This window comes from Deltaproteobacteria bacterium (assembly GCA_019912665.1).
Classification (GTDB): Bacteria; Desulfobacterota; GWC2-55-46; order GWC2-55-46; family GWC2-55-46; genus UBA5799.
The window spans coordinates 80794-101073 of sequence record JAIOIE010000018.1 but is presented as its reverse complement, the minus strand read 5'-3'; the positions used below and the strand labels follow the sequence as shown (position 1 = coordinate 101073).

The window sequence follows — 20280 nt, the reverse complement described above, 5'->3', positions numbered from 1 at the left end:
GTCCTCAATATGTGCTGTATCTAGTAAGGGCTGTAAAATCGTCGAATTCGTTCTTGAACGGTTCCCAATTCAGGCGCACATCGTCGACTCGCGCAAGCGGCGGTCCCTGGCGGCACCATTCGAGCACTTTGCCTACCGGCCCTTCCTTGCCCTCGACCACGGCCTCGACCGTGCCGTCAGGGTTGTTCTTTACCCATCCGGCTACGCCGTGGAGTCTTGCTTCCTCGACCATGCTCGCGCGGAAGGCTACTCCCTGCACGCGGCCTTCTATGACTACGCGGGCCCTTACCATCCTGTCCATTTTGAGAAGCTATCACAAAAAAACGCGGGCCGCAAGTGCCCGTGGGGGGCGTGCTCTCATAAATGGGCTTGAAGAGGAGAGGGCAGGGGGTTACTATAATTGAATGGCAGGGGAGGGCATGTGAGCGGGAATATCACCATAATAGGCGGCGGGCTTGCCGGGTGCGAGGCCGCGTGGCAGGTATCGAGGCTCGGCGGGAAGGCCGTCATCCGCGAGATGAAGCCGGATAGGTTCTCTCCCGCGCACAACCTGCCCACCCTGGCCGAGCTTGTCTGCAGCAACTCCCTTAAATCCGACAGCCTTGATAACGCCTCGGGGGTGCTGAAGTCCGAGCTGCGCGCAATCGACTCTCTCATAATAAGGGCCGCCGAGGCGACGAGTGTGCCTGCGGGGAAGACCCTGGCGGTCGACAGGAGCGCTTTTTCGGAATTCGTAACTTCCGAGCTTCAGCGGGCCGGTGTGCAAGTGGAAAGGGGAGAGGTAAAGGAACTGCCGGAAGACCGTCCGCTGGTCGTGGCGACAGGCCCGCTCACCTCTGACGCATTTGCAACGGCGCTTGAGGGGCTCGTAGGCAAAGGGCTCAATTTCTATGACGCGGTCGCGCCGATAATGTATGCGGAATCGATTGACATGGAACGCGCCTTTCTCGCCTCACGCTACGGGAAGGGCGGGGGCGATTACATCAACTGCCCCCTTAGCGAGGGCGAGTACGAGGCCTTCTATGCAGAGCTTGTAAAGGCGGACAGGGCCAGGGCGCGCGAGTTCGAGAAGATGGAAAGCTTCGAGGCCTGCATGCCCATCGAGGCCATGGCCGAGAGGGGCCCCAGGACCCTCCTCTTCGGCCCCATGCGGCCGGTCGGCCTTATAGACCCCAGGACAGGAAAGAGGCCCTTTGCGGTCGTGCAGCTAAGGCGCGAGAACAGGGACGGCACGCTCTATAATATGGTCGGCTTCCAGACGAGGCTCGCGTACCCGGAGCAGAAAAGAATATTCAGGATGATACCAGCGCTCGAAAAGGCGGAGTTCGCGAGGCTGGGGAAGCTCCACAGAAATAGCTATCTGGACTCCCCGAGGCTCCTCTCATGCGGCGAGGAGCTCAAGAAATCCCCGGGGCTCTTCTTCGCGGGGCAGATTACCGGCGTTGAAGGCTACGTGGAATCCGCCATGTCAGGGGCCCTGGCGGGGATAAACGCGCTGAGATCCGCAAGGGGGCTTCCGCTAGTCTGCCCGCCAGAAACTACCATTTCGGGCGCGCTCATGCGTTACATCTCCGGAAAGGAAGGGGAGTTCTCCCCCATGAACGCCAATATGGGCCTCCTTCCATATATAGAGGGCAAGACTAGGAGGGAGATGCAGGCCGCTAGGGCGATAGAGGACTTCTCAAGGTGGGCTGACGTAACCCTTGCAACTTGATTTCCGTTCTGATATAGATTAGCGCATGGACAGGCGTAAAGAGGTACTCATCGGCGCGCTAAAGGAGGCCGACGAGGAGGTCAGGAAATCGGCCGCGTGGGCGCTTGAGAAGCTCCAGGCGAGAGACAGGCTCGAAGAGCTCCTTAGAAAGCTCTCCGCGGGGGCCATGCTCGAGAAGATACGAGTCATCTACGCGCTCTCCGACTTGAGGGGCCCGCAAATAGCCGGGGCGCTTACGGGAGCCCTGAAGGACGCTTCAGAGGACGTCAGGGCCGCTGCGGCGAGGGCGCTGGGCTCTCTCGGCGACCACTCGACCCTTCAGGCCCTTGTAGAGGCCCTTAAGGACGAGAACGAAGTAGTGGTCAGGGCCGCTATCGAATCGCTCTCCGGGTTCAGGGACCAGAGGCTCCTCGGCCCGCTGGTGCACGCGCTCAAGCACAAGGACCCGGGTGTGGTGGAGCGCGCTCTCGAAGCGGTCTCGATGATAGGTGACAAGAGAGCCGAAGACGCGCTACTGCACTTTGCGAAGAACGGCAACCTGAAGATGAAGTCGATTGCCCTCAGGGGGCTCGGGGTGATGGACAGATAAGGCCATCGTATAAATGTAAAAAAAAGGCAAGCCGCCCGGCTTGCCTTTTTTTATTTATGCCGCGATACGGAATCAGCCCTCCGTCGCCTCCCTCTCGAAAAAGGATTCGAGGTCGGTAGCCGTAAAGGAAGGGTTCACGTTCGTGACTATATCAAGGGAGCTGTTCGAGAGGAGATCGAGCTCGTAAGGAGATGCAGCCTCCACGCCGTCGCTCCCGTAGAGCACCTTCACTACCGGCCTTTCCGGGGCGTCCTGGTTGAGCTTCTTTACCACGCCGACCTCGTTCGACGAAAGCCTTACCATTGTGCCCACGGGGTAGACGCCCATCATGCGGACGAACGCGCTCAACGTCTCGGGGTTGAAGTGCTTGCCCGAGAAGTTCGTGAGTATCCGTATGGCCTCGGACGGGTCGTGCGGCTTCTGGTAGACCCTTAAGGTCGTGAGCGCGTCATAGGCGTCGCATATGCAGATTATCTGGCTCAGGGGATGGAGGCTCGAGGTGGTCTGCGGGTAGCCCGAGTGGTCGTACTTTATATGGTGCTCGTATATGATCCTGCCGACCGCCTCGTTCATCCCCGCCATCCTCTTTATGATGTTCGAGCCGAGCAGAGGGTGCTCTTTTATCTTCTCCCATTCCTCGGAACTGAGCCCACCGGGCTTCCTTATTATCTGCTCGGAGACGCCGGTCTTGCCGATGTCATGGAGTAGCGCGCCGACCCCCGCGTCGTGTACTTCCTGGTCCGAAAGACCCATGAACTTCGCGAGCGAAAGGGACAGGATGGAGACGTTCACCGAATGGTTGTAAAGGTAGTTGTCGTAGTTCTTTATCATCGTAAGCCCGATCATGGCGTTCGGGTCCGATAGGACCGAGTCCGTCATCTCGCCTATGATGCTCTCGACGGGCTCGGATTTGGGGATCTTCCCCATCCGGACCTCGCCCATGACGTTCTTTACGACCTCGACCGCTCCGTTGTATATCTCGAGAATGTTCCGCTTGCCAATGGGCATGGACTTGAGCGTTATGTGGGTAACGCCCTTGTTGTACATCTCATTCTGGAGCTCCGCGCCCTTTATGTCGGCGCCGGCCATTATCTCGAAGAGCGAGCCCATCTCCTTCTCCGAAAGCCCTTTCTCGAAGATGAGGGCGTCGATGTTCTTCGCTCCCATGTGCTGGATTAGGTCGGCGTAGAGCTTCTCGGCGTCCTGGATGAAGTCCTCCTCGTAGAGGAGCGCCTCGTTCACCAGGGCGATAACCAGATTGTTCCTGGATTGCAGCTCGTCTACGAGCAGGGCGTAGGTCTTCGCCACCGGAGCGGTGGTCGCCGGGTGGCCTGCCGGGTAAAGCTTCCTGCTCTTGAGCGCCGCGTTGATGTTTTTGAGAATGTTTTCCCTGTTATCTCCGTTCATCTCTCTTTACCTCTTCCGTCAAGGACCCGCTTGCAAGCCATGAAGAGCTCGCCTGCCGAGTGGGCGAAAACGTCTTCCACCGCCTCTATCGCCTCGGGGGTGCCTATCATGCCGAGGGACAGGGCGGCCATGGAGCGCATCTCCTCGTTCGCTTTCCTGCCGAACCAGACCTTCCTGGAGAGTATCTTCCTCAAGTGCGGGACCGCTTTCGGGTCGCCTATCATGCCGAGGGCCTTTACAGCCTCCTTCGCGGCATCGGAGGGCTCGGCAAAACCTTCCCGCTTGAAAGCTATGTCCTTGAGCGCGTCAACTGCCGAGGCGTCTTTCAACGCCCCGAGCGAGATTATGGCCTGAGCGACTATGGACTGGTCGTCTTCGCTAAGCACCTTGACCATGAAATCGGTTACGCGGCCGCCGCCTATCTTGACCATGCTCTTAAGTACCTCTTTTTTCACGCGCGGCTCGGGGTTGTTGTACGCGGCCTCAAGCGCTGGCAGGGCCTCCTCGCCGCCTATCTCGCCCAGGAGCGCGGCCATCTGCCTTGTGACGTACCATTCCGGGTGCTCCAGCCTGGCCTCGGCAAGCGGGCGGAGCTCCGGCCCGAAGAGCACGAGGGCGTTAAAGAGGTTTCTCCTTGCCGCCGCCTCCGGGGCGGTTATTATTTCGTCCAGGAGCGCATTGGCGCCGTCCGAGCCCGCCGCGAGGAGCATTCCTTGCACCGCCCACCGGTTTGCCTCGTCGTTAGAGCCGGCTTTGGCAGCGAGATACTTGCGGGTCTCCGGAGTCAGAAGCCCCTTGAGTTTTTCAAGGGCGGCCTCCACTATCGCGTCGCTCTTCCCGGAATGCTTTTCCGAATGCTCGTGGAAGACGATGAGGACCGGAAAAGCCTCGTCCGTCTTCCCGTCGATGAGGAGGAGTTCCAGCTTTTCCCTTATCCTAACGGCGAGGTCGTTATACCTTATCGGGTCGTCCTCGGCCTTAAGCCGGGTAACGAGCTCGTGAAGCGGCTCATCCCGGACCTCTTCCTGCTTCTTTTCTTCTTCTTCCTTCTTGCTTTGTTCGGAGGCTCCGGCCTTCTTCGCATGGTCGTCGGTGACGGCCTTTTCCTCTTCCTTATCCTTAAGCTCGGCCTTGAGCTTTTTTATGTCTTCGTAGTGCTGCTCGTTTAGGAGGATGCCTTCTATGCCGTGACGAGCGAAGAAAGCTTCGACGCCTCCACCGGCCTGTATCTCCTCGGGCTCAGTGTTCACCGCGGATATGAACACCTTCAAGTCCGACGGCCTGAGCCCAGGCGTGAAGGCTATCTCCTTTACTTTCCTGAAGAAGAGCTTCTTGGCCATTGCGCCTATCTCGGGGTTCCCGGCGCCGAAGGGGACCTTGCCGAAATAAAAGCCGCGCTGGTCAACGCGCCACTTGAGCTCGCCTGTCTTGTCTATGCTTTTTTTAAGGTGCAGGAAGGATTTTTCGATTACGGACTCGAGCTGAGGATGCCCCTGCGGATAGAAATTGTGCATCTTGACAGCCTTTATGAGTTCAATTAGTATGGTGGCGTAGTTGTCGGTTTCTGCAGGCATTTCCCTGGCTTCCATATTTTGACCCGGATATGATAGCAAAACTGCAGTCTTTGTCAATCTGTAAGCCTGCCGTTTAGTAATTTGCCGAAAGCCCGTTTCCAGAGGAAGAGATGGCCAAAGAGAAGACTATATACTCCTGCCAGGGATGCGGGAACACGTCACACAAATGGCTCGGCAAGTGCCCTGATTGCGGAGGCTGGAACACATTCCTGGAGGAAAAGGCCGCGCCTCAGAGGAAGTCCGGCCCGAGGCGTCCTGAGTCATCCGGCCGCCCGGAGCCGATTTCCGAGCTCCGCATAACCGAAGAGGACAGGGTCCAGACCGGCATAGCCGAGTTCGACAGGGTGCTCGGGGGCGGCATCGTGCCGGGCTCGGCGATACTCATCGGCGGCGACCCGGGCATAGGCAAATCGACCATACTCCTTCAGGCGATGAGCGCGCTTGCCGGGAAGGGGCTCAAGGTCCTCTATGTTACGGGCGAGGAATCCTCCAGGCAGATAAGGCTAAGGGGCGAGCGCCTCGGGGCCGTAAGCGGGGACCTCTTGGTCTATCCCGAGACATCCCTAGAAAGGATAATCGAGGCGCTTAGGGAGGTAAGGCCCGCCGCCGTTGTGGTGGACTCCGTGCAGACCATCTACTCCGAGGCGCTCGAGTCCTCTCCCGGCAGCGTAAGCCAGGTGCGGGAGATATCGGCCCGGTTGACCTCCGCCGCGAAATCAATGGAAGTCCCGGTCTTTCTTGTCGGGCACGTCACCAAGGAGGGGGCCATAGCGGGCCCCAAGGTCCTCGAGCACATGGTCGACACCGTCCTTTATTTCGAGGGCGAGCGGGGGCATGCCTTCAGGATATTGAGGGCGGTAAAGAACAGGTTCGGCTCCGTGATGGAGATAGGCGTATTCGAGATGAAGGAGGAGGGGCTCCGGGAGGTGTCGAACCCCTCGGAAGTCTTTCTGGCCGAAAGGCCCGAGGGGGCGTCAGGCTCGGCCGTGGTCTCGAGCCTCGAAGGCACGCGGACGATACTCGTGGAGGTGCAGTCGCTCGTCTGCCCGACGCTTTTCGGGATGCCGAGGCGGACGGTCGTGGGAGTGGATTACAACAAGGTCATGCTCCTTGCGGCGGTCCTTGAAAAGAAGGCCGGGGTGCAGCTCGCTAACCACGACATATTCATCAAGGTTGCGGGCGGGCTTAAGCTGGAGGAGCCTGCGGTCGATCTGGGCGTCCTTGCCGCAATAGCCTCCAACTACATGGATACGCCAATCGAGCCGAGCACGGTCATATTCGGGGAAGTCGGCCTCGCCGGAGAGGTGAGGGCCATAAGCCAGGTCGAACCCAGGATACGGGAAGCCGCCAAGCTCGGGTTTAAAAGGTGCATAATGCCCAGGGACAGCCTGAAGGGCCTCAAGGGGCACGGGGATATCGTCCTCGACGGCGTTTCAACGGTGAAAGAGGCCCTGGAGGGGCTCTTCTCTTTACCTGTGGCCCGGAAGGGCCCGATTTGATATAATAAAACCCACATTTGCGGGGCGGGAGCGGCGATTGAAGAAGTGTTCGAGCGGGGCGGCCGCGATAGCGGCGTTGGTCTTTTTCCTGGCCTCCCTTTTCCCCGGAGTGCCGGAGGATGCCCGTGCGGGCTCAAATAAATACTTTACGGACGTCGGGCAGTTCAACTACTCCAGGTTCCTGATGGACGAGGGAGATTACGACGGCGCCCTGAGGGAGCTCGGAAGGTTCATAGAGAATTTCCCCGGAAGCCCCCTCATTCCAGAGGCGCAGTTCAGCATGGCCGAGGCCTACATGCGGGCTGGCAGGTACAATGAAGCCGAATCCCAGTGGAAGCTTTACATCTCGAATTTCCCGGAAAGCCCTTTCGCGATAGTAGCTGAAATAAAGATGACGGAAGCCGTCGAGAAGCTTAAGCGTCCTTCTCCTCCGGCCCGGCCGGGACCCGTCCTCAGGGAGAAAAGGCCCGGGTTGAGGGCGGTCCAGGTCATGCGTTTCGAGGGCATGACCTTCGCCGAGGTCGATAAGGAGATGGCGGCCCTGAAGGCCTCAGGCATCGATACCGTCATCCTCCGCGTATTCCATAATAGCGGCGACAGGTACTACCCCGCAGCCAGCCCCTCGGGGAAGCAGGGCGTGTACTTCGAAACGGAGCACGCGCCGGTAGTGGATGACATACTCCCCAGGCTTACGGAGCTTGCGCGCGCCAACGGGCTCAAGGTCTTCGCATGGATGACCACCCGGTACGCGGACTACGGGATAGAGGACGACGAGGGGCTCGCGTGCGTGTCATACGACCTCCCGGCGAGGGCCTACGCGAGGTGCAAGGGGCTGGACCTCTTTAACGAGGCGGCCGTCGAGAGGCTCGAAAGGATTTATTCGGACCTTGCGCTTAACGACATAGACGGAGTGCTCTTTCAGGACGACATGGTCTTCAAGCACAACGAGGGGCTCGGGCCGCACGCTGCGGCTTTATTCAGAAAGGACTTCGGCGCAGAGCTCGTCCCTGAGGAGCTCTATGCGCGCGTGCCGGGCTCCGAGGCCGTGCATTACACCCCGCTCTTCTGGAAATGGGCCACGTGGAAGAACAGGCGTCTTCTCGACGTCGCGGGGCGCTTGAAGGAGGCGGTAAGGAAAAGGAGGCCGGGTACAGCATTCGCGATAAACCTGATGTACGAGAGCGTCACGAACCCGCCTTACGCTCTTGCCTGGCTCTCACAGGACTTAAGCGCCGCGCTCAGGGCGGACTTCGATTATTTCTCGATAATGGCATACCACAGGCAGATGGGCGAGGAGCTCGAAAAGACAGAGGGCGAGATACGGGAGATGATAGCGAAGATGGCCGAGGACGCGATCAAAACGGTGGGCGACCCCGCGAGGGTCCTCATGAAACTCCAGACGGTCGACTGGAAGACCGGCGGCCCGATATCGGACAGCGAGGTCGTGGAGCTTATAAGGGACATGAAAGGCAAGGACGTGAGCCTTGCGGTCGTGCCGTACAGGGGGGATTTCCCATTCAGGGAGCTTTCTTCAGGGAGGGTCGCGGCGCTGGAAGGCGATTATTTCGGGACGGGGTCGGTGCAATGAAAACCACGCTGGACAAGGAATCGGTCTGCGCGCTCTGCAGGTGCCATATAAGGGAGAACACCCTTTTCACCGGCTTGAACGAAAGGCAGCTCGAGGCCTTCAAGGAAGCCGTAGTCGTAAACAATTACAAGAAGCGCGGCATAGTCTTCATGGAAGGCGACGACTGCACCGGCATCTACATCCTCAGGGCCGGCAGGGTCAAGCTCGTAAGGTCGTCCTCCACGGGGAAGGAACATATAATCAAGATACTGAACCCCGGAGACCTCCTCGGCTTCGAGGTCTTCTATAACGCGCGCACCTACAAGAACACCGCGGTCTCGATGGAGGACTGCGACCTCTGCTACATCGACCGGCACGCGCTCTTTAAGATCCTGGAGACCGAGCCGGCCATCGCCCGGAAGCTCATCATAGCGCTAGGCAAGGAGCTCAACAGCGCCTACGAGAGGATAAGCCGCCTCGGGCTCCTCAACGCCAGGGAAAAGCTCGCGCACCTCCTCTACACCCTCGCAACCGACTACGGGGTCAAGGAGGACGGGGCCGTCAAGCTGAACCTCACGCTCTCCAGGCTCGAGATAGCGGAGCTCCTCGGCATAACGCAGGAGACGTCGATAAGGCTCCTGAAGAGCTTCAAGGAAGAGGGCATAATCGACATAAGGCGGAAGGAAATTGTCATAAACTCGCTCTCAAGGCTCAAGGAGCTCGGTGAATAGGGGCTCTGGACGTCCCGCCCTTGCCGGGGCGGGGAAAGCATTTTGATGAACCTCTCTATCCGCACAAAACTCACGCTCTGGTACACCTCGCTCCTTTTCGTGAGCCTCATAGCCTTCGGCGCGGTCTTCTCGTACTCGCTCCTCAAGATATTCATCTACCGCATGGACGACCAGATAAGCTCGGTCGCCAACATGATGACGCACACCATCATAAGGCCGTCCGGCGAGATATTCCTGCCAAGGGATTTCGACATAATCCTCGGCAGGTTCTTCGGCGTAAGGACGACCGGCAACTTCATACAGGTGCTCGACCCTCACGGCGAGCTGGTCGCAAAGTCCTCAAACCTCGATAATTTCAAGCTCCCGCTTACGAAGGGCACCTACCACGCCGCAATGGGCGGGGCCACGACCTACGAGGTCGTAAGGAATGTCGGCAGGTATCCTGTCCGGGTCGTGACGAAGCCGGTCATGGCCGGGGACAAGGGGCTCGTGATGATTGTGCAGGTGGGGTCCTCCCTCGAGGGAATGGACGAGATATTCCATTCCATGGCGTACATCCTCATCTCCGCCATATTCGCCTCGGTCATCGTTGCGGCGGCAGTGGGTTCGTTCCTCGCGAAGAAGGCGCTTAAGCCGGTTGCGACCATAACCGAGGCCGCAAGGAGGATAAAGGCCGAGAACCTCAATGAGCGCATACCCGCGGCCGGGCCCCAGGACGAGATAGGCAGGCTCACGGCCACCATGAACGAGATGATAGAAAGGCTTGAGAATTCCTTCAAGCAGATAAAGCAGTTCACGGCCGACGCTTCCCATGAGCTCAAGACCCCGCTTACGATATTAAAGGGCGAGATGGAGATAGCGCTACGCTCGAAGGGCGACACCGCCTATATGAGGGAGGTCCTGGAATCGAGTCTCGAGGAGATAGACAGGATGAGCTATATCGTCAGAAACCTCCTCGACCTCGCGAAGATGGACGTTGAAAAGGGGGCCACTGCTGAGGAGAGAGTGAGCCTCGACAGGGTCGTCGCCGAACGGCATGACCAGCTTAAAAGGCGCGCCCTTGACAGCGGGATACAGTTGGATATTATTGAGAATAAGCCGCTCGCCGTTAAAGGCGACCTTGTGAGGGTAAGCCAGCTCGTCTTTAACCTCATCGACAACGCTATAAAGTACACGCCCCGAGGCGGAAACGTAGATCTCTCCTTGAGGGAGGAGGGCGGCAATGCCGTCTTCAGGGTCAGTGACACCGGAATAGGCATCGCCAGGGAGGACCTCCCTTACATCTTCGACAGGTTCTACCGCGTGGACAAGGTCCGGACGCGAGACGTGCACGGGGCCGGGCTGGGCTTGAGCATCTGTAAAGAGATAGCGCTTGCCCACGGCGGCTCTATCGACGTGGAGAGCGAGCCCGGAAAGGGCTCCACCTTCATCGTGAGCCTCCCGCTTGCAGGGTCCGCGTGACAGGTCCAGCATGCCGCATCATGAGCATAAAGTGCTTAGAGGTGGCGGGTAGTTCGAAAGGCGCGCAAATCGAATCATGCAGAACGGAGGGGGACGGATGAATATCGGCATACTTACCGGGGGCGGCGACTGCCCCGGGCTTAATGCGGTCATCAGGTCGGTGGTAAAGAGGGGGCTTCAGCTCGGGCACGAGTTCACGGGGATACGCGAGGGCTGGAGGGGGCTCGTCGAGCCGAAGACGGTGAAGCTCACCAGGGAATCGGTCTCGGGCCTGCTGCCGCTCGGCGGGACCATCCTCGGCACATCGCGGACGAACCCACTCAAGGACCCGAAGGACGCGGAGAAGCTCTTCAGGAACCTGAAGGAGCTGAGGCTCGACGCCCTCGTTTGCATAGGGGGCGACGATACCCTGAGCGTTGCCTCGAAGCTCCATGAGAAGGGCGTCAATACGGTCGGCGTGCCGAAGACCATAGACAACGACCTCTCGGGAACCGACTTCACCTTCGGCTTCGATACGGCCGTGAGCATAGTGACATGGGCCCTCGACCGGCTCCATTCGACGACCGAGGCGCACCAGAGGGTGATGGTCGTAGAGGTGATGGGGAGGCACGCCGGGTGGATAGCCGTGTACGGCGGCATGGCCGGCGGCGCGGACGTGATACTCATCCCAGAGCAGCCCTTCGACATAGACGAGGTCTGCGGATACGTCAAAAAGCGCAGGGAGGCAGGCAAATACTTCAGCCTCATAGTGGCCGCAGAGGGCGCCTACCCCAAGGGGGCCGGCGGAATGATAACCAAGGACAAGGCGCTCGATGCATTCGGCCACGCAAGACTGGGCGGGGTCGGGGAGTTCCTCGCAAACGAAATTGAGAAGAGGCTCGGCGTGGAGTCCAGGTATGTGGTCCTCGGCCATCTCCAGAGGGGCGGCACGCCGACCGCCTACGACAGGGTGCTCGCTACCCGCTTCGGCGTGAAGGCAGTCGAGATGGTTCACGACGGCAAGTACGGGAGGATGGTAGCGTTACAGGGGAATAAGGTCGTGGACGTCTCGTTGAAGGAGGCTACCGCCGAGCTCAAGACCGTGGACCTCGAGATGCTCCGGACCGCCCAGATTTTCTTCGGCTGAGCCAGACCGGTTCCGCAATAGCACGCAATTTACCGCATCATAGGGGTGGGCTTTAAGCCCGCCCTTTTTTTTATTTCCCATCCATCCTGGCAGGCCGTATCCTCGCCAACGGCAAGCGTTTTACAACATGTCCCAAGGCCCTCTCACGTACAGCGCGGAGCATTTTCCCTCAATCTACTTGCACCAGAGTTCCTTTGTGATTAGGCTTTGAAACATAAGCACAGAAGACGCTGAAAACAAAAAGAGGAGGGAATACTATGGGCAAGTTTCTTATTGCCGTATCTACAGCACTCCTGTTCTCAATCGGGTCTCTCTTTGCTTACGTGGCGCCCGCAAGCGCCGGCGGCGCCACGTGGGGCAGCTCGTATGGCAAGAACACCAACGGCTCTTATAGCAAGGGCAAGGATTTCAAGCACAAGAAGTCATTCCTCAAGCACGGCAAAAAATCCAAGAAGAAAATCAACATGAGCGGCAATTCCTATGGCAAGAAGAAGCACAAGAAGAATAACGGCATAAGCAAGGGCAAGGGCTGGATATATGGAAAGGGCGTGGGCAACGGTTACTTGAACGGCAACTATAACGGCTGCTGCAAGCCTGACGGAAAGCATTTCAGCAAGAAGAGCAAGAAAAAGATCTCTTTGCATAAAAAGCACAAGAAGAGCAACAAGAAAAATGCCATCTGCAAGCCGTCCAAGCATGACAGCAAGAAGAAGTTCAGCAAGTCCAAGAAGCACAAGAAGGGCAATGCCTCGTATAACAAGTACAAGAAGCACCATCTCAAGAAGTCCTTCAAAAAGCACGGCAAGCGCCCGGTCCCGACCGTGGGCTGAGTCGGCACGCTTGCATCCTGAGCTAAAAAAAGCCCCGGATTGATTCCGGGGCTTTTTTTTGAAACCGGCGGGGCCTTTAAGTCCAGGCATGTTGTGCTAAAATTAATAAATAATCCATTTCGATAAAAGCTGCCATCGAGGGAAAGCAATGGGGAGTGGAAAAGAAGGGAAGAGCGGCCTGAATATACTCGTAGTCGAGGACAACCCCGGAGACCTGCGCCTCCTCCACGAGATGCTGGAGACCGGGGGACTCGATCCGCAGTCCTCATTTTCCACGGCCGGTACCCTGAACAGGGCCATTATCGAAGTCGCCGGGAATTCGTTCGACCTGATCATACTCGACCTGGGCCTCCCGGACAGCGACGGCATCGCTACGTTCAGGTCGATGCGGACCCATGCAGCCGGGACGCCTATAATAGTGCTGACCGGCCTTGCCGACGAGGCGCTCGGGATGAGGGCCGTGAAGCAAGGGGCCCAGGACTATCTGGTAAAGGGGCAGATAGACGGCCGCCTCCTCTACCGCTCCATCATGTACGCGATCGAGAGGTCCAGGCTTGAGCTGGAGCTCAAGAAGAGGGTGGAAGAGATCGAGAGGCTTAACAGGATGCTGCACTTCGAGAGGGACATGGAAGTGGAGGACCTGAGAAGGGAAATACAGAGGCTGAGGGAGAGGGAAAAAAAGGCCGGCTGATTCAAGCCGCCTTGCGCTTCTCGTCCTTTATCTCCTCCGGGATGGTAAAGAGGAATTCGGCCCCTTTGCCCGGCGCCGATTCCACCCATATCCTGCCGTTATGGCGCTCGATGATCCTTTTGCAGACCGCGAGTCCAATCCCAGAGCCGGGGTACTCTTTTCCATGCAGGCGCTGGAAGAGCGTGAATATGCGCTCTTTGTATTCAGGGTCAATCCCGATTCCCTCGTCGCGGACTGAGAATATCCATTCACCGTCTCTAAGCTCGGCGGAAACTCGTATCAGCGGAGGCTCGCCGGGTTTCCTGAATTTTATTGCATTGCTGAGCAGGTTCTGGAAAAGCTGGAAAATCTGCGATTCGTCCGCGGCGAGTACGGGCAGTGGGGTGTTCTCGATTACCGCCCCGCTCTCTTCTATCATGAAAGCGAGGCTCTGAAGGACTTTCTGGAAAACGAGATTGCAGTCTAACGGCTCAAATGATTTTCCCCTCGTGGCCACGCGCGAATAATGCAGAAGGTCTTCAATTAGCGAATGCATCCTTTTGGCGCCGTCCACGGCATAATGGATATACATGTCCGCGCTCTCGTCGAGCCTGCCCCTGTACCTTGATTCGAGGAGCTGTAAAAAGCCAGATACCATCCGGAGGGGCTCCTGCAGATCGTGCGATGCTATGTAGGCGAACTGCTCGAGATCCTTGTTGGAGCGAGCCAGGGCGTCTACAGCTTTTCGGAGTTCATCTTCTGCCCCCATCCTTACAGCGACCTCCTTCCTAAGCGACGCGTTTGCCGAAACCAGCTCGGCAGTCCTGTCCTTTACAAGAGATTCCAGCTCCTCCTTGTGCCGCCTCAGGGCTTCCTCGGCAGTCTTGCGGGCAGTTATGTCCGCGAAGACGGTTGCGAAAACGCCTTTAAAAGGACTGTAGGCGACCACTTCAAAGTATTTGCCGAATTCCTTGGAGTAATTTTCGAAATGGGCGGCCTTGCCGTTTATGGCGACTTCGCCGAAAATGTCGATCCAGTAACGCTCGGTTTCGGGGAGCACCTCAAGCACCCTCTTACCCACGATATCCTCTTTCCTAAGCCCGGTAAGCTCTTCGAAGGCGCGGTTTACGTCAAGAAAGCGATAGTCGCAAGGCCTGCCGTCCTCGTCGAGTATGATCTCATGGAGCGAGAACCCGTTCAGCATGGAATCGAAAAGGGCCTTGTATTTCCGTTCGCTGGCTTCAAGGGCATCGCTGGAAAGCTTGCTTTCGGTAATGTCGCGGTTGCTGCCGCGAGTGCCGAGAAATTCCCCGTTCCTGCCATGAATCGGCTGGCACGCGTGTCCGACCCAGCGTATGCTCCCGTCCGGACGGAAGATCCTGTACTCGACCTCTCCGGGCTCCTTTTTTTCGACATTATGCAGGTGTTCCATGAAGGCGGGCTTGTCCTCAGGATGAATAAGGCGCATCCGCAGTCCTGGGTCGGCCAGGAATTCGCCCGGGGAATGGCCTGATATCCGCTCGCAAGAGGGAGACACATAGATGTAATTGCCGTCCGTGCCAAGCCAGAATTCCCAGTCATAGGTGTTGTCCGCTATTATCCTGAACTTTTCCTCGGATTCCCTGGCCATTTCCTCTACGCGCCTGCGCTCGTTTATTTCGCGCTGCAAAAGCGCATTGGTCCTTTTAAGCTCAGCAGTGCGCTTTGCCCTGGACGAAATAGCTCCAAGCAGCCTGTCGACCTCCAGCCCTTGCTGACCCGGCCTAAGGAATTCATCAGGCGGCACGTAAAATTGGTTATCGCATACGATGTTGCCGTAAATCACATCAGGGTGGGTCTTTATGACATCCAGGATGATCTCGGGCTTGAAGCGGTTCCGGTTATACTGGCAGATCGCAAGCGCCCGCTCATCCGTCAGGAAATAGTTGAGCCTGGCCTCGTACTCGATAAGTCGGTCCGCGCCGGGGTAGTCACCGAGTGCCCAGGTCATCTCGCCGGTCACCCTCAGGGCGGAGTAGCCCGCCTTTATCGCCGTGTCGGTATTTTCCTTGAGGAACCGGATCGCCAGGTCAGGGTCGAAATAGCCATGAGGGAGATAAGCCTCGCGTTCAGCGGCAATCACCAGGGCGCCGGATTCAAGGGCGCCGGCAGTATCTATCCCGTCCCGTTCCATTGCATCGAGAACGGATTCAACGGTGTTTTCGCCTATTATGTAGACGCACCTTTCGCCCCTTTCGAGCCCGATGCGGATGAACGGGATTACGGAGGAGAACTGCTCCTCTCTGGTCTCGTAGATGAGGCACAGGTGATCGTGCAGGCCGAGCCTGCCGATGGCTTCCTGGAGCTCTTTTTCGTTATTTCCTTTTTGCAGGCCCATGATATTGGAGTTCTGAAAGTATCTTTCAACTATCTAAATTTTACCATATGCCGTCCTCGGCAAAAAACATTTTAAAAATCAGCTACTTGCGGAATCCATGCCCCCGTTTTTCTAGCATGCCTTTTCACCTGTTTCAGAGCGGAATGCCTTAAGCGCTAACCCTCAAAATTTTTTGCATATCCTGCAGGTTGGGCTTGTCTTTGATTCTAGCTGAGTTTAGTATTAAGGGTCCGGCATGGTCGCTATATTGCAGAGAGGATGATGGCACTGATAAACCTTAGAAATTTGAAGCTGGGGTTCGGAAACCCCATGCTCCTCGACGGGGTCGACCTGCAGATTGAGAGAGGCGAGCGCCTCTGCCTGGTCGGGCGTAACGGGGCGGGGAAGACAACCCTCATGCGCCTTTTGAGCGGCGAGCTCAAACCGGACGGGGGCGAGATAACGCGCGCTCCCGGGCTTAAGGCGGCTATCCTGTCCCAGGAGGTCCCGAAAGACCTGCAAGGGACCGTCTTCGACATTATCACAGGCGGCCTCGGCGACATACACGGGCTTCTGGCGGAGTATCACGCCGCCCTTTCCGCCCTCGATGGCGGAGGGGAAAAGGCCATGGCCGAGCTTGAGAGGGTCCACCATGAGCTGGAGGCAAAGGGCTCCTGGCAGGCCGCCCAGAGGGTAGAGGCTGTCGTCTCCAGGCTCAGGCTCCCGGACAAGGCGGAGTTCTCGGAGCTTTCAGGAGGATACAAGAGAAGGGTGCTTCTCGGCAGGGCCCTCGTGGCCGAGCCGGATATCCTTCTCCTCGATGAGCCGACAAACCACCTCGACATGGAGTCCATAAGCTGGCTCGAGGATTTCATCCTCGGCTACAGGGGGACCCTGCTCTTCGTCACCCATGACAGGATGCTCATGCAGAAGGCGGCGACGAGGATAATCGAGCTCGACAGGGGACGGCTCATCAACTGGCAATGCGGCTACGGGGAGTACATCGAACGCAAGGAATCCCTCCTTTACGCCGAGGCCCGGGAGAACGCCCTCTTCGACAAGAAGCTCTCGGAGGAAGAGGCCTGGGTGCGCCAGGGCATAAAGGCCCGGAGGACCAGGAACGAGGGCAGGGTAAGGGCATTGATCGAGATGAGAAAGCGCCGCAGGGAGCGGCGCGAGCTCGAAGGGAGCGCCAGGATAAGATCGCAGGACGCCGAGCTTTCAGGAAGGCTCGTAATAGAGGCAAAGGACGTAAGCTTCTCGTACGGGAACGGAAAGGGCCCGGCCATAGAAGGCTTCTCGACCGTCATAATGAGGGGAGACAAGGTCGGCATAATCGGCCCTAACGGCTCCGGGAAAACCACTCTCATCAACCTTCTTCTCGGAAAGCTCAAGCCCGCTTCGGGCACGGTACGGCTGGGGAGCCGCCTCGAGGTCTCCTATTTCGACCAGCACAGGGCCGCGCTCGATGGGGAAAAGACGGTCCAGGAGAACGTCGGCGAAGGGAACGACACAATAACGATATACGGGAAGCCCCGGCATGTGATCGGCTATCTCCAGGACTTCCTTTTCTCGCCGGAGAGGTCGAGGACCCCGGTAAAGGCGCTCTCGGGCGGCGAGAGGAACAGGCTTTTGCTCGCGAAGCTATTCTCGAAACCTTCGAACCTCCTTGTCATGGACGAACCGACTAACGACCTCGACATCGAAACTCTCGACCTGCTTGAAAATATAATCGTCGAGTACGCCGGGACGGTCCTCATAGTAAGCCACGACAGGGCATTCCTCAATAACACCGTCACGAGCACTATCGTATTCGAGAACGGCGGCTTGAACGAGTACGTAGGCGGATACGACGACTGGTTGAGCCAGAGGCCTCCCGCCATTCCGGAAAAGGGCGGGAGGAAGGAAAGGCAGGAGAGGCCGAAAAAGGAGAAGCCATTAAAGCTCAGTTTCAAGGAGGATAGGGAGCTTAAGGACCTGCCCGGCAGAATAGAGGCGCTCGAAGCCGAGCAGAATTCCTTATACGCCGCAATGGCGGACCCCGGCTTCTACAAGCAGGGAGGACAGAAGACCGCCGAGGCACAGACGAGGGCCGGGGAGATAGAAGCGGAGCTAAAGGCCCTTTATTCGAGATGGGAAGAGCTTGAGTCGCGAAATGATGCGGCCTCGGGCAGAGGCCAGGTTTAGGCGCATTCGATGCCTCAATAAGACGCATTCATCATTTTTACTGGAAAGGCTGAAATGAGTTACCTGAAATCCCTTAACCCCCTGCAGCTCAGGGCGGCTAGATACGGAAAAGGCCCTCTCCTTGTTCTGGCCGGAGCCGGGAGCGGGAAGACGAAAGTCCTCACCTCGCGGATTGCCCATCTCGTACTGGATAAGAAGGTCAGGCCCGAGAGCATCCTGGCGGTCACCTTTACGAACAAGGCGGCCCAGGAGATAAAGGAACGGCTTGAGAAACTCATAGGAGAGAGGGCCGAAAGGATCTGGGCGGGGACGTTCCACACCATCGGCCTCCGGATTATAAGGGAGGAGGCGAGGCATTTCGGGCTGAAATCCAGCCTGACTATCTACGACGAGGAGGAGCAGCTCCTTCTCGTGAATTACGTCATGTCCGAGCTCTCGATGAACAACAAGGACCTGCCGTACAAGACCGTCCTCTGGGAGATAAACCTTGCCAAGAACAACTGCCTCTCGCCCGACGAGTACGCGAGGAGAGGGGAATCGGACCTGAGGGACGCAATCGCTCCGATATACCGCGCCTATCAGAGGAAGCTACGGGCCATGAACGCGGTCGACTTCGGCGACCTCATCATGAAGCCCATCGAGCTTTTGAATACAAACGAGGCGGCCCTCAGAAAATACCGGGACAGGTTCTCTTCCATACTCATTGACGAGTACCAGGACACCAACAGGTCTCAGTACACGATGACGAGGCTTCTTGCTTCCGGGCAGGCGGACCTCTGCGCGGTCGGCGACCCCGACCAGTCCATATACGGCTGGAGGGGGGCGTCAATCGAAAACATCCTCAAGTTCCAGGAAGACTATAAGGACGCCGTCGTAATCAAGCTCGAGCAGAACTACCGCTCTACAAGCAACATCCTCGGGGCCGCCAACTCGGTCATAATGAATAACGAGGACAGGATTGAAAAGAACCTCTGGACAGGGAACGGGCAAGGTGAGCCCGTAACGTATGAGGAATGCCTGAACGAGGACGAAGAGGCCCGTTTTGTCGTGAAGGAGATAAAGAGGCTCAAGGCTTCAGACCCCGCCATGAAGTTCAAGGACTGTACCATCCTTTACAGGACCAACACGCAGTCGAGGCCTTTTGAGGAGCTTTTTTTCGAGGAGGGCATACCCTATACGATAATCGGCGGCTTCAGGTTTTTCGACAGGCGCGAGATAAAGGACAGCCTTGCCTACTTGAAGGCCATACAGAACCCCGACGATTCGCTAAACTTCCTCCGGATAGTGAACGTGCCGCCAAGGGGCATCGGAAAGGCCACGCTTGAAAAGGTGCACAGGATAAGCGACGCCCACGACGCCTCCCTTTACGAGGCCTTCCGAAAGGCCAGAAAAGAGGGCGCGTTGAACCAGGACGCAAGCGACTTCATAGGCACCTTCGAGATGCTCCGCGAGGAGATGCCGGGTATGCCTCTCCATGATTTTGTCGGAAGGGTGCTCGACTTAACCGGCTACGAGGACTTCTGGGCGAGGAAACGGACTGAGGAGGCTGACGTGCGCGTAAAGAACCTGCAGGGCCTCGTTGCGTCGGTCAAGAAATACGTCGAGGCGCACCCGAAGGCGAGCCTTGCCGACTACCTTAATCTCGTGTCCCTCATGAGCGACGCGGACCAGGTCGAGGACAAGCACAACAGGGTGACTTTGATGACCATCCACTCGGCCAAGGGGCTCGAGTTCCCGGTCGTCTTCATGGTGGGCATGGAGGAGGGTCTTTTCCCGCACAAGAGGAGCATCGACGAGGAGACCGAAGAGGAGGAACGGAGGCTCTGCTACGTGGGAATGACCCGCGCAAGGAGGCTCCTCTTCCTCACCTCGGCCAAGCACCGCACGAGCGGCAAGGAGACCTCTTCGCAGCTGCCTTCGCGCTTCATAGCGGAGATAGACGCGGCGTTCGTCACGAAAAAGGCCTATGTTCCGGCCGAGAGGATACGGGAGCACATGGACGCCATAAGGAAGATACTGAACCAGGCGTAGGGGGAAATTCCGGGGTATATGGCCTGAAACTGTTACGAGGATTCGAATTAGGGCATATTTTTCATATAATGCGCAACCTCCACGGGTAGGGCCAGCCAGTATTCGCCATCATTGCGAGATTTTACGTAACTTAGAAATTCTCTGTAATAGTCAGAAGGGTATTCTTCAATACCGAGCTTACTTCCGTTAAAGTTCATGTAATCGGGATGCGTGTTAAGCAGTGCCATTCCCCCACGGGCGGCAATCCATTCGAGTTCCTTCTTCCAAATTGTTATGTCCCTTCTCTCCATAAGGATAAAAAGAGTGAAATCCTGTGAAATCGTGTATGAAAATTCGACACGTTTGTCAGGGGGAGTATATTTTCCGGCCACGGTATTTTGTATAAATTAAAAGGGAAATTGTCCCTACTGTGCTCATTAGATGGCACCGATGCCCGAAGCAGAGCCTGATATGATTTTCATGGATGCTTTAATGTCCGGTCCCTTGCCGCATTGAAGAAGACTGAATTGAATTGTAAGTATATGGGGTCCCGTTAATA

At 57.4% G+C, this 20280-nt stretch carries 16 protein-coding genes; 11 read left to right on the top strand and 5 right to left on the bottom strand.

The window, feature by feature from the left end; all coding sequences use genetic code 11:
• Nucleotides 1-4 precede the first annotated feature (4 nt).
• Nucleotides 5-301 carry an acylphosphatase gene (locus tag K8I01_04885; protein MBZ0219750.1) on the bottom strand — a complete coding sequence of 99 codons (297 nt, stop codon included), beginning with the start codon at nt 299-301 and terminating at the stop codon, nt 5-7.
• A gap of 120 nt (nt 302-421) precedes the next feature.
• On the opposite strand from K8I01_04885, the gene trmFO reads away from it, so the two are divergent.
• Both trmFO and K8I01_04875 read left to right on the top strand, forming a co-directional pair.
• Nucleotides 422-1714: a methylenetetrahydrofolate--tRNA-(uracil(54)-C(5))-methyltransferase (FADH(2)-oxidizing) TrmFO gene (gene trmFO, locus K8I01_04880; protein MBZ0219749.1), complete on the top strand. Its 1293-nt coding sequence runs from the start codon at nt 422-424 to the stop codon at nt 1712-1714.
• Nucleotides 1715-1739: 25 nt separating this feature from the next.
• A complete protein-coding gene (locus K8I01_04875) occupies nt 1740-2303 on the top strand; it encodes a HEAT repeat domain-containing protein (protein ID MBZ0219748.1) in 564 nt (187 codons plus the stop codon).
• A 72-nt stretch (nt 2304-2375) separates the two neighbouring features.
• On the opposite strand, the gene K8I01_04870 is transcribed toward K8I01_04875, so the two are convergent.
• Entirely contained in the window at nt 2376-3710 is a 1335-nt protein-coding gene (locus tag K8I01_04870; GenBank protein MBZ0219747.1) for an HD-GYP domain-containing protein, read from the bottom strand.
• Nucleotides 3707-5284, bottom strand: coding sequence for a HEAT repeat domain-containing protein (locus K8I01_04865; protein ID MBZ0219746.1), 1578 nt, complete (start codon nt 5282-5284; stop codon nt 3707-3709). The genes K8I01_04870 and K8I01_04865 overlap by 4 nt, the downstream gene beginning before the upstream one ends.
• Before the next feature lie 110 nt (nt 5285-5394).
• Here K8I01_04865 and radA point away from each other — a divergent pair, with 110 nt between their 5' ends.
• From radA to K8I01_04830, 7 genes are all read left to right on the top strand, one after another.
• Complete coding sequence (gene radA, locus K8I01_04860; GenBank protein ID MBZ0219745.1) at nt 5395-6783, top strand: DNA repair protein RadA; 1389 nt, start codon at nt 5395-5397, stop codon at nt 6781-6783.
• 37 nt (nt 6784-6820) lie between these two features.
• Entirely contained in the window at nt 6821-8371 is a 1551-nt protein-coding gene (locus K8I01_04855; protein MBZ0219744.1) for a tetratricopeptide repeat protein, read from the top strand.
• A complete protein-coding gene (locus K8I01_04850) occupies nt 8368-9081 on the top strand; it encodes a Crp/Fnr family transcriptional regulator (GenBank protein ID MBZ0219743.1) in 714 nt (237 codons plus the stop codon). The genes K8I01_04855 and K8I01_04850 overlap by 4 nt, the downstream gene beginning before the upstream one ends.
• 45 nt (nt 9082-9126) lie before the next feature.
• Nucleotides 9127-10542, top strand: a complete 1416-nt coding sequence (locus tag K8I01_04845; GenBank protein ID MBZ0219742.1) for a HAMP domain-containing protein — start codon at nt 9127-9129, stop codon at nt 10540-10542.
• 97 nt (nt 10543-10639) lie between these two features.
• Nucleotides 10640-11668 carry a 6-phosphofructokinase gene (locus K8I01_04840; GenBank protein ID MBZ0219741.1) on the top strand — a complete coding sequence of 343 codons (1029 nt, stop codon included), beginning with the start codon at nt 10640-10642 and terminating at the stop codon, nt 11666-11668.
• A 257-nt stretch (nt 11669-11925) separates the two neighbouring features.
• The gene (locus tag K8I01_04835) at nt 11926-12498 is read left to right on the top strand and encodes a hypothetical protein (GenBank protein MBZ0219740.1); all 573 of its coding nucleotides are present in this window, start codon (nt 11926-11928) and stop codon (nt 12496-12498) included.
• 148 nt (nt 12499-12646) lie between these two features.
• On the top strand, nt 12647-13189 hold the full coding sequence (locus tag K8I01_04830; protein ID MBZ0219739.1) for a response regulator: 543 nt from the start codon (nt 12647-12649) through the stop codon (nt 13187-13189).
• Between the two features lies 1 nt (nt 13190).
• Here the strand turns inward: K8I01_04830 and K8I01_04825 are convergent, their stop codons facing one another.
• The gene (locus tag K8I01_04825; protein MBZ0219738.1) at nt 13191-15545 is read right to left on the bottom strand and encodes an MEDS domain-containing protein; all 2355 of its coding nucleotides are present in this window, start codon (nt 15543-15545) and stop codon (nt 13191-13193) included.
• Between the two features lie 261 nt (nt 15546-15806).
• On the opposite strand from K8I01_04825, the gene K8I01_04820 reads away from it, so the two are divergent.
• Nucleotides 15807-17711, top strand: a complete 1905-nt coding sequence (locus K8I01_04820; protein ID MBZ0219737.1) for an ATP-binding cassette domain-containing protein — start codon at nt 15807-15809, stop codon at nt 17709-17711.
• A gap of 54 nt (nt 17712-17765) precedes the next feature.
• Nucleotides 17766-19742 carry a UvrD-helicase domain-containing protein gene (locus K8I01_04815; GenBank protein MBZ0219736.1) on the top strand — a complete coding sequence of 659 codons (1977 nt, stop codon included), beginning with the start codon at nt 17766-17768 and terminating at the stop codon, nt 19740-19742.
• 47 nt (nt 19743-19789) lie between these two features.
• Here the strand turns inward: K8I01_04815 and K8I01_04810 are convergent, their stop codons facing one another.
• Nucleotides 19790-20113 (bottom strand): hypothetical protein, encoded by a 324-nt coding sequence (locus K8I01_04810; protein MBZ0219735.1) that lies wholly within the window; start codon nt 20111-20113, stop codon nt 19790-19792.
• Nucleotides 20114-20280: the final 167 nt, after the last annotated feature.

Bases quoted from the DNA above. Each gene is read 5' to 3' on its own strand.
- K8I01_04865 (MBZ0219746.1), bottom strand. From the start codon at position 5,284: ATGCCTGCAGAAACCGACAACTACGCCACCATACTAATTGAACTCATA.
- K8I01_04875 (MBZ0219748.1), top strand. From the start codon at position 1,740: ATGGACAGGCGTAAAGAGGTACTCATCGGCGCGCTAAAGGAGGCCGAC.
- K8I01_04835 (MBZ0219740.1), top strand. From the start codon at position 11,926: ATGGGCAAGTTTCTTATTGCCGTATCTACAGCACTCCTGTTCTCAATC.
- K8I01_04815 (MBZ0219736.1), top strand. From the start codon at position 17,766: ATGAGTTACCTGAAATCCCTTAACCCCCTGCAGCTCAGGGCGGCTAGA.
- K8I01_04850 (MBZ0219743.1), top strand. From the start codon at position 8,368: ATGAAAACCACGCTGGACAAGGAATCGGTCTGCGCGCTCTGCAGGTGC.
- K8I01_04845 (MBZ0219742.1), top strand. From the start codon at position 9,127: ATGAACCTCTCTATCCGCACAAAACTCACGCTCTGGTACACCTCGCTC.
- K8I01_04840 (MBZ0219741.1), top strand. From the start codon at position 10,640: ATGAATATCGGCATACTTACCGGGGGCGGCGACTGCCCCGGGCTTAAT.
- K8I01_04870 (MBZ0219747.1), bottom strand. From the start codon at position 3,710: ATGAACGGAGATAACAGGGAAAACATTCTCAAAAACATCAACGCGGCG.
- K8I01_04885 (MBZ0219750.1), bottom strand. From the start codon at position 301: ATGGACAGGATGGTAAGGGCCCGCGTAGTCATAGAAGGCCGCGTGCAG.
- K8I01_04830 (MBZ0219739.1), top strand. From the start codon at position 12,647: ATGGGGAGTGGAAAAGAAGGGAAGAGCGGCCTGAATATACTCGTAGTC.
- K8I01_04825 (MBZ0219738.1), bottom strand. From the start codon at position 15,545: ATGGGCCTGCAAAAAGGAAATAACGAAAAAGAGCTCCAGGAAGCCATC.
- radA (MBZ0219745.1), top strand. From the start codon at position 5,395: ATGGCCAAAGAGAAGACTATATACTCCTGCCAGGGATGCGGGAACACG.
- K8I01_04820 (MBZ0219737.1), top strand. From the start codon at position 15,807: ATGGCACTGATAAACCTTAGAAATTTGAAGCTGGGGTTCGGAAACCCC.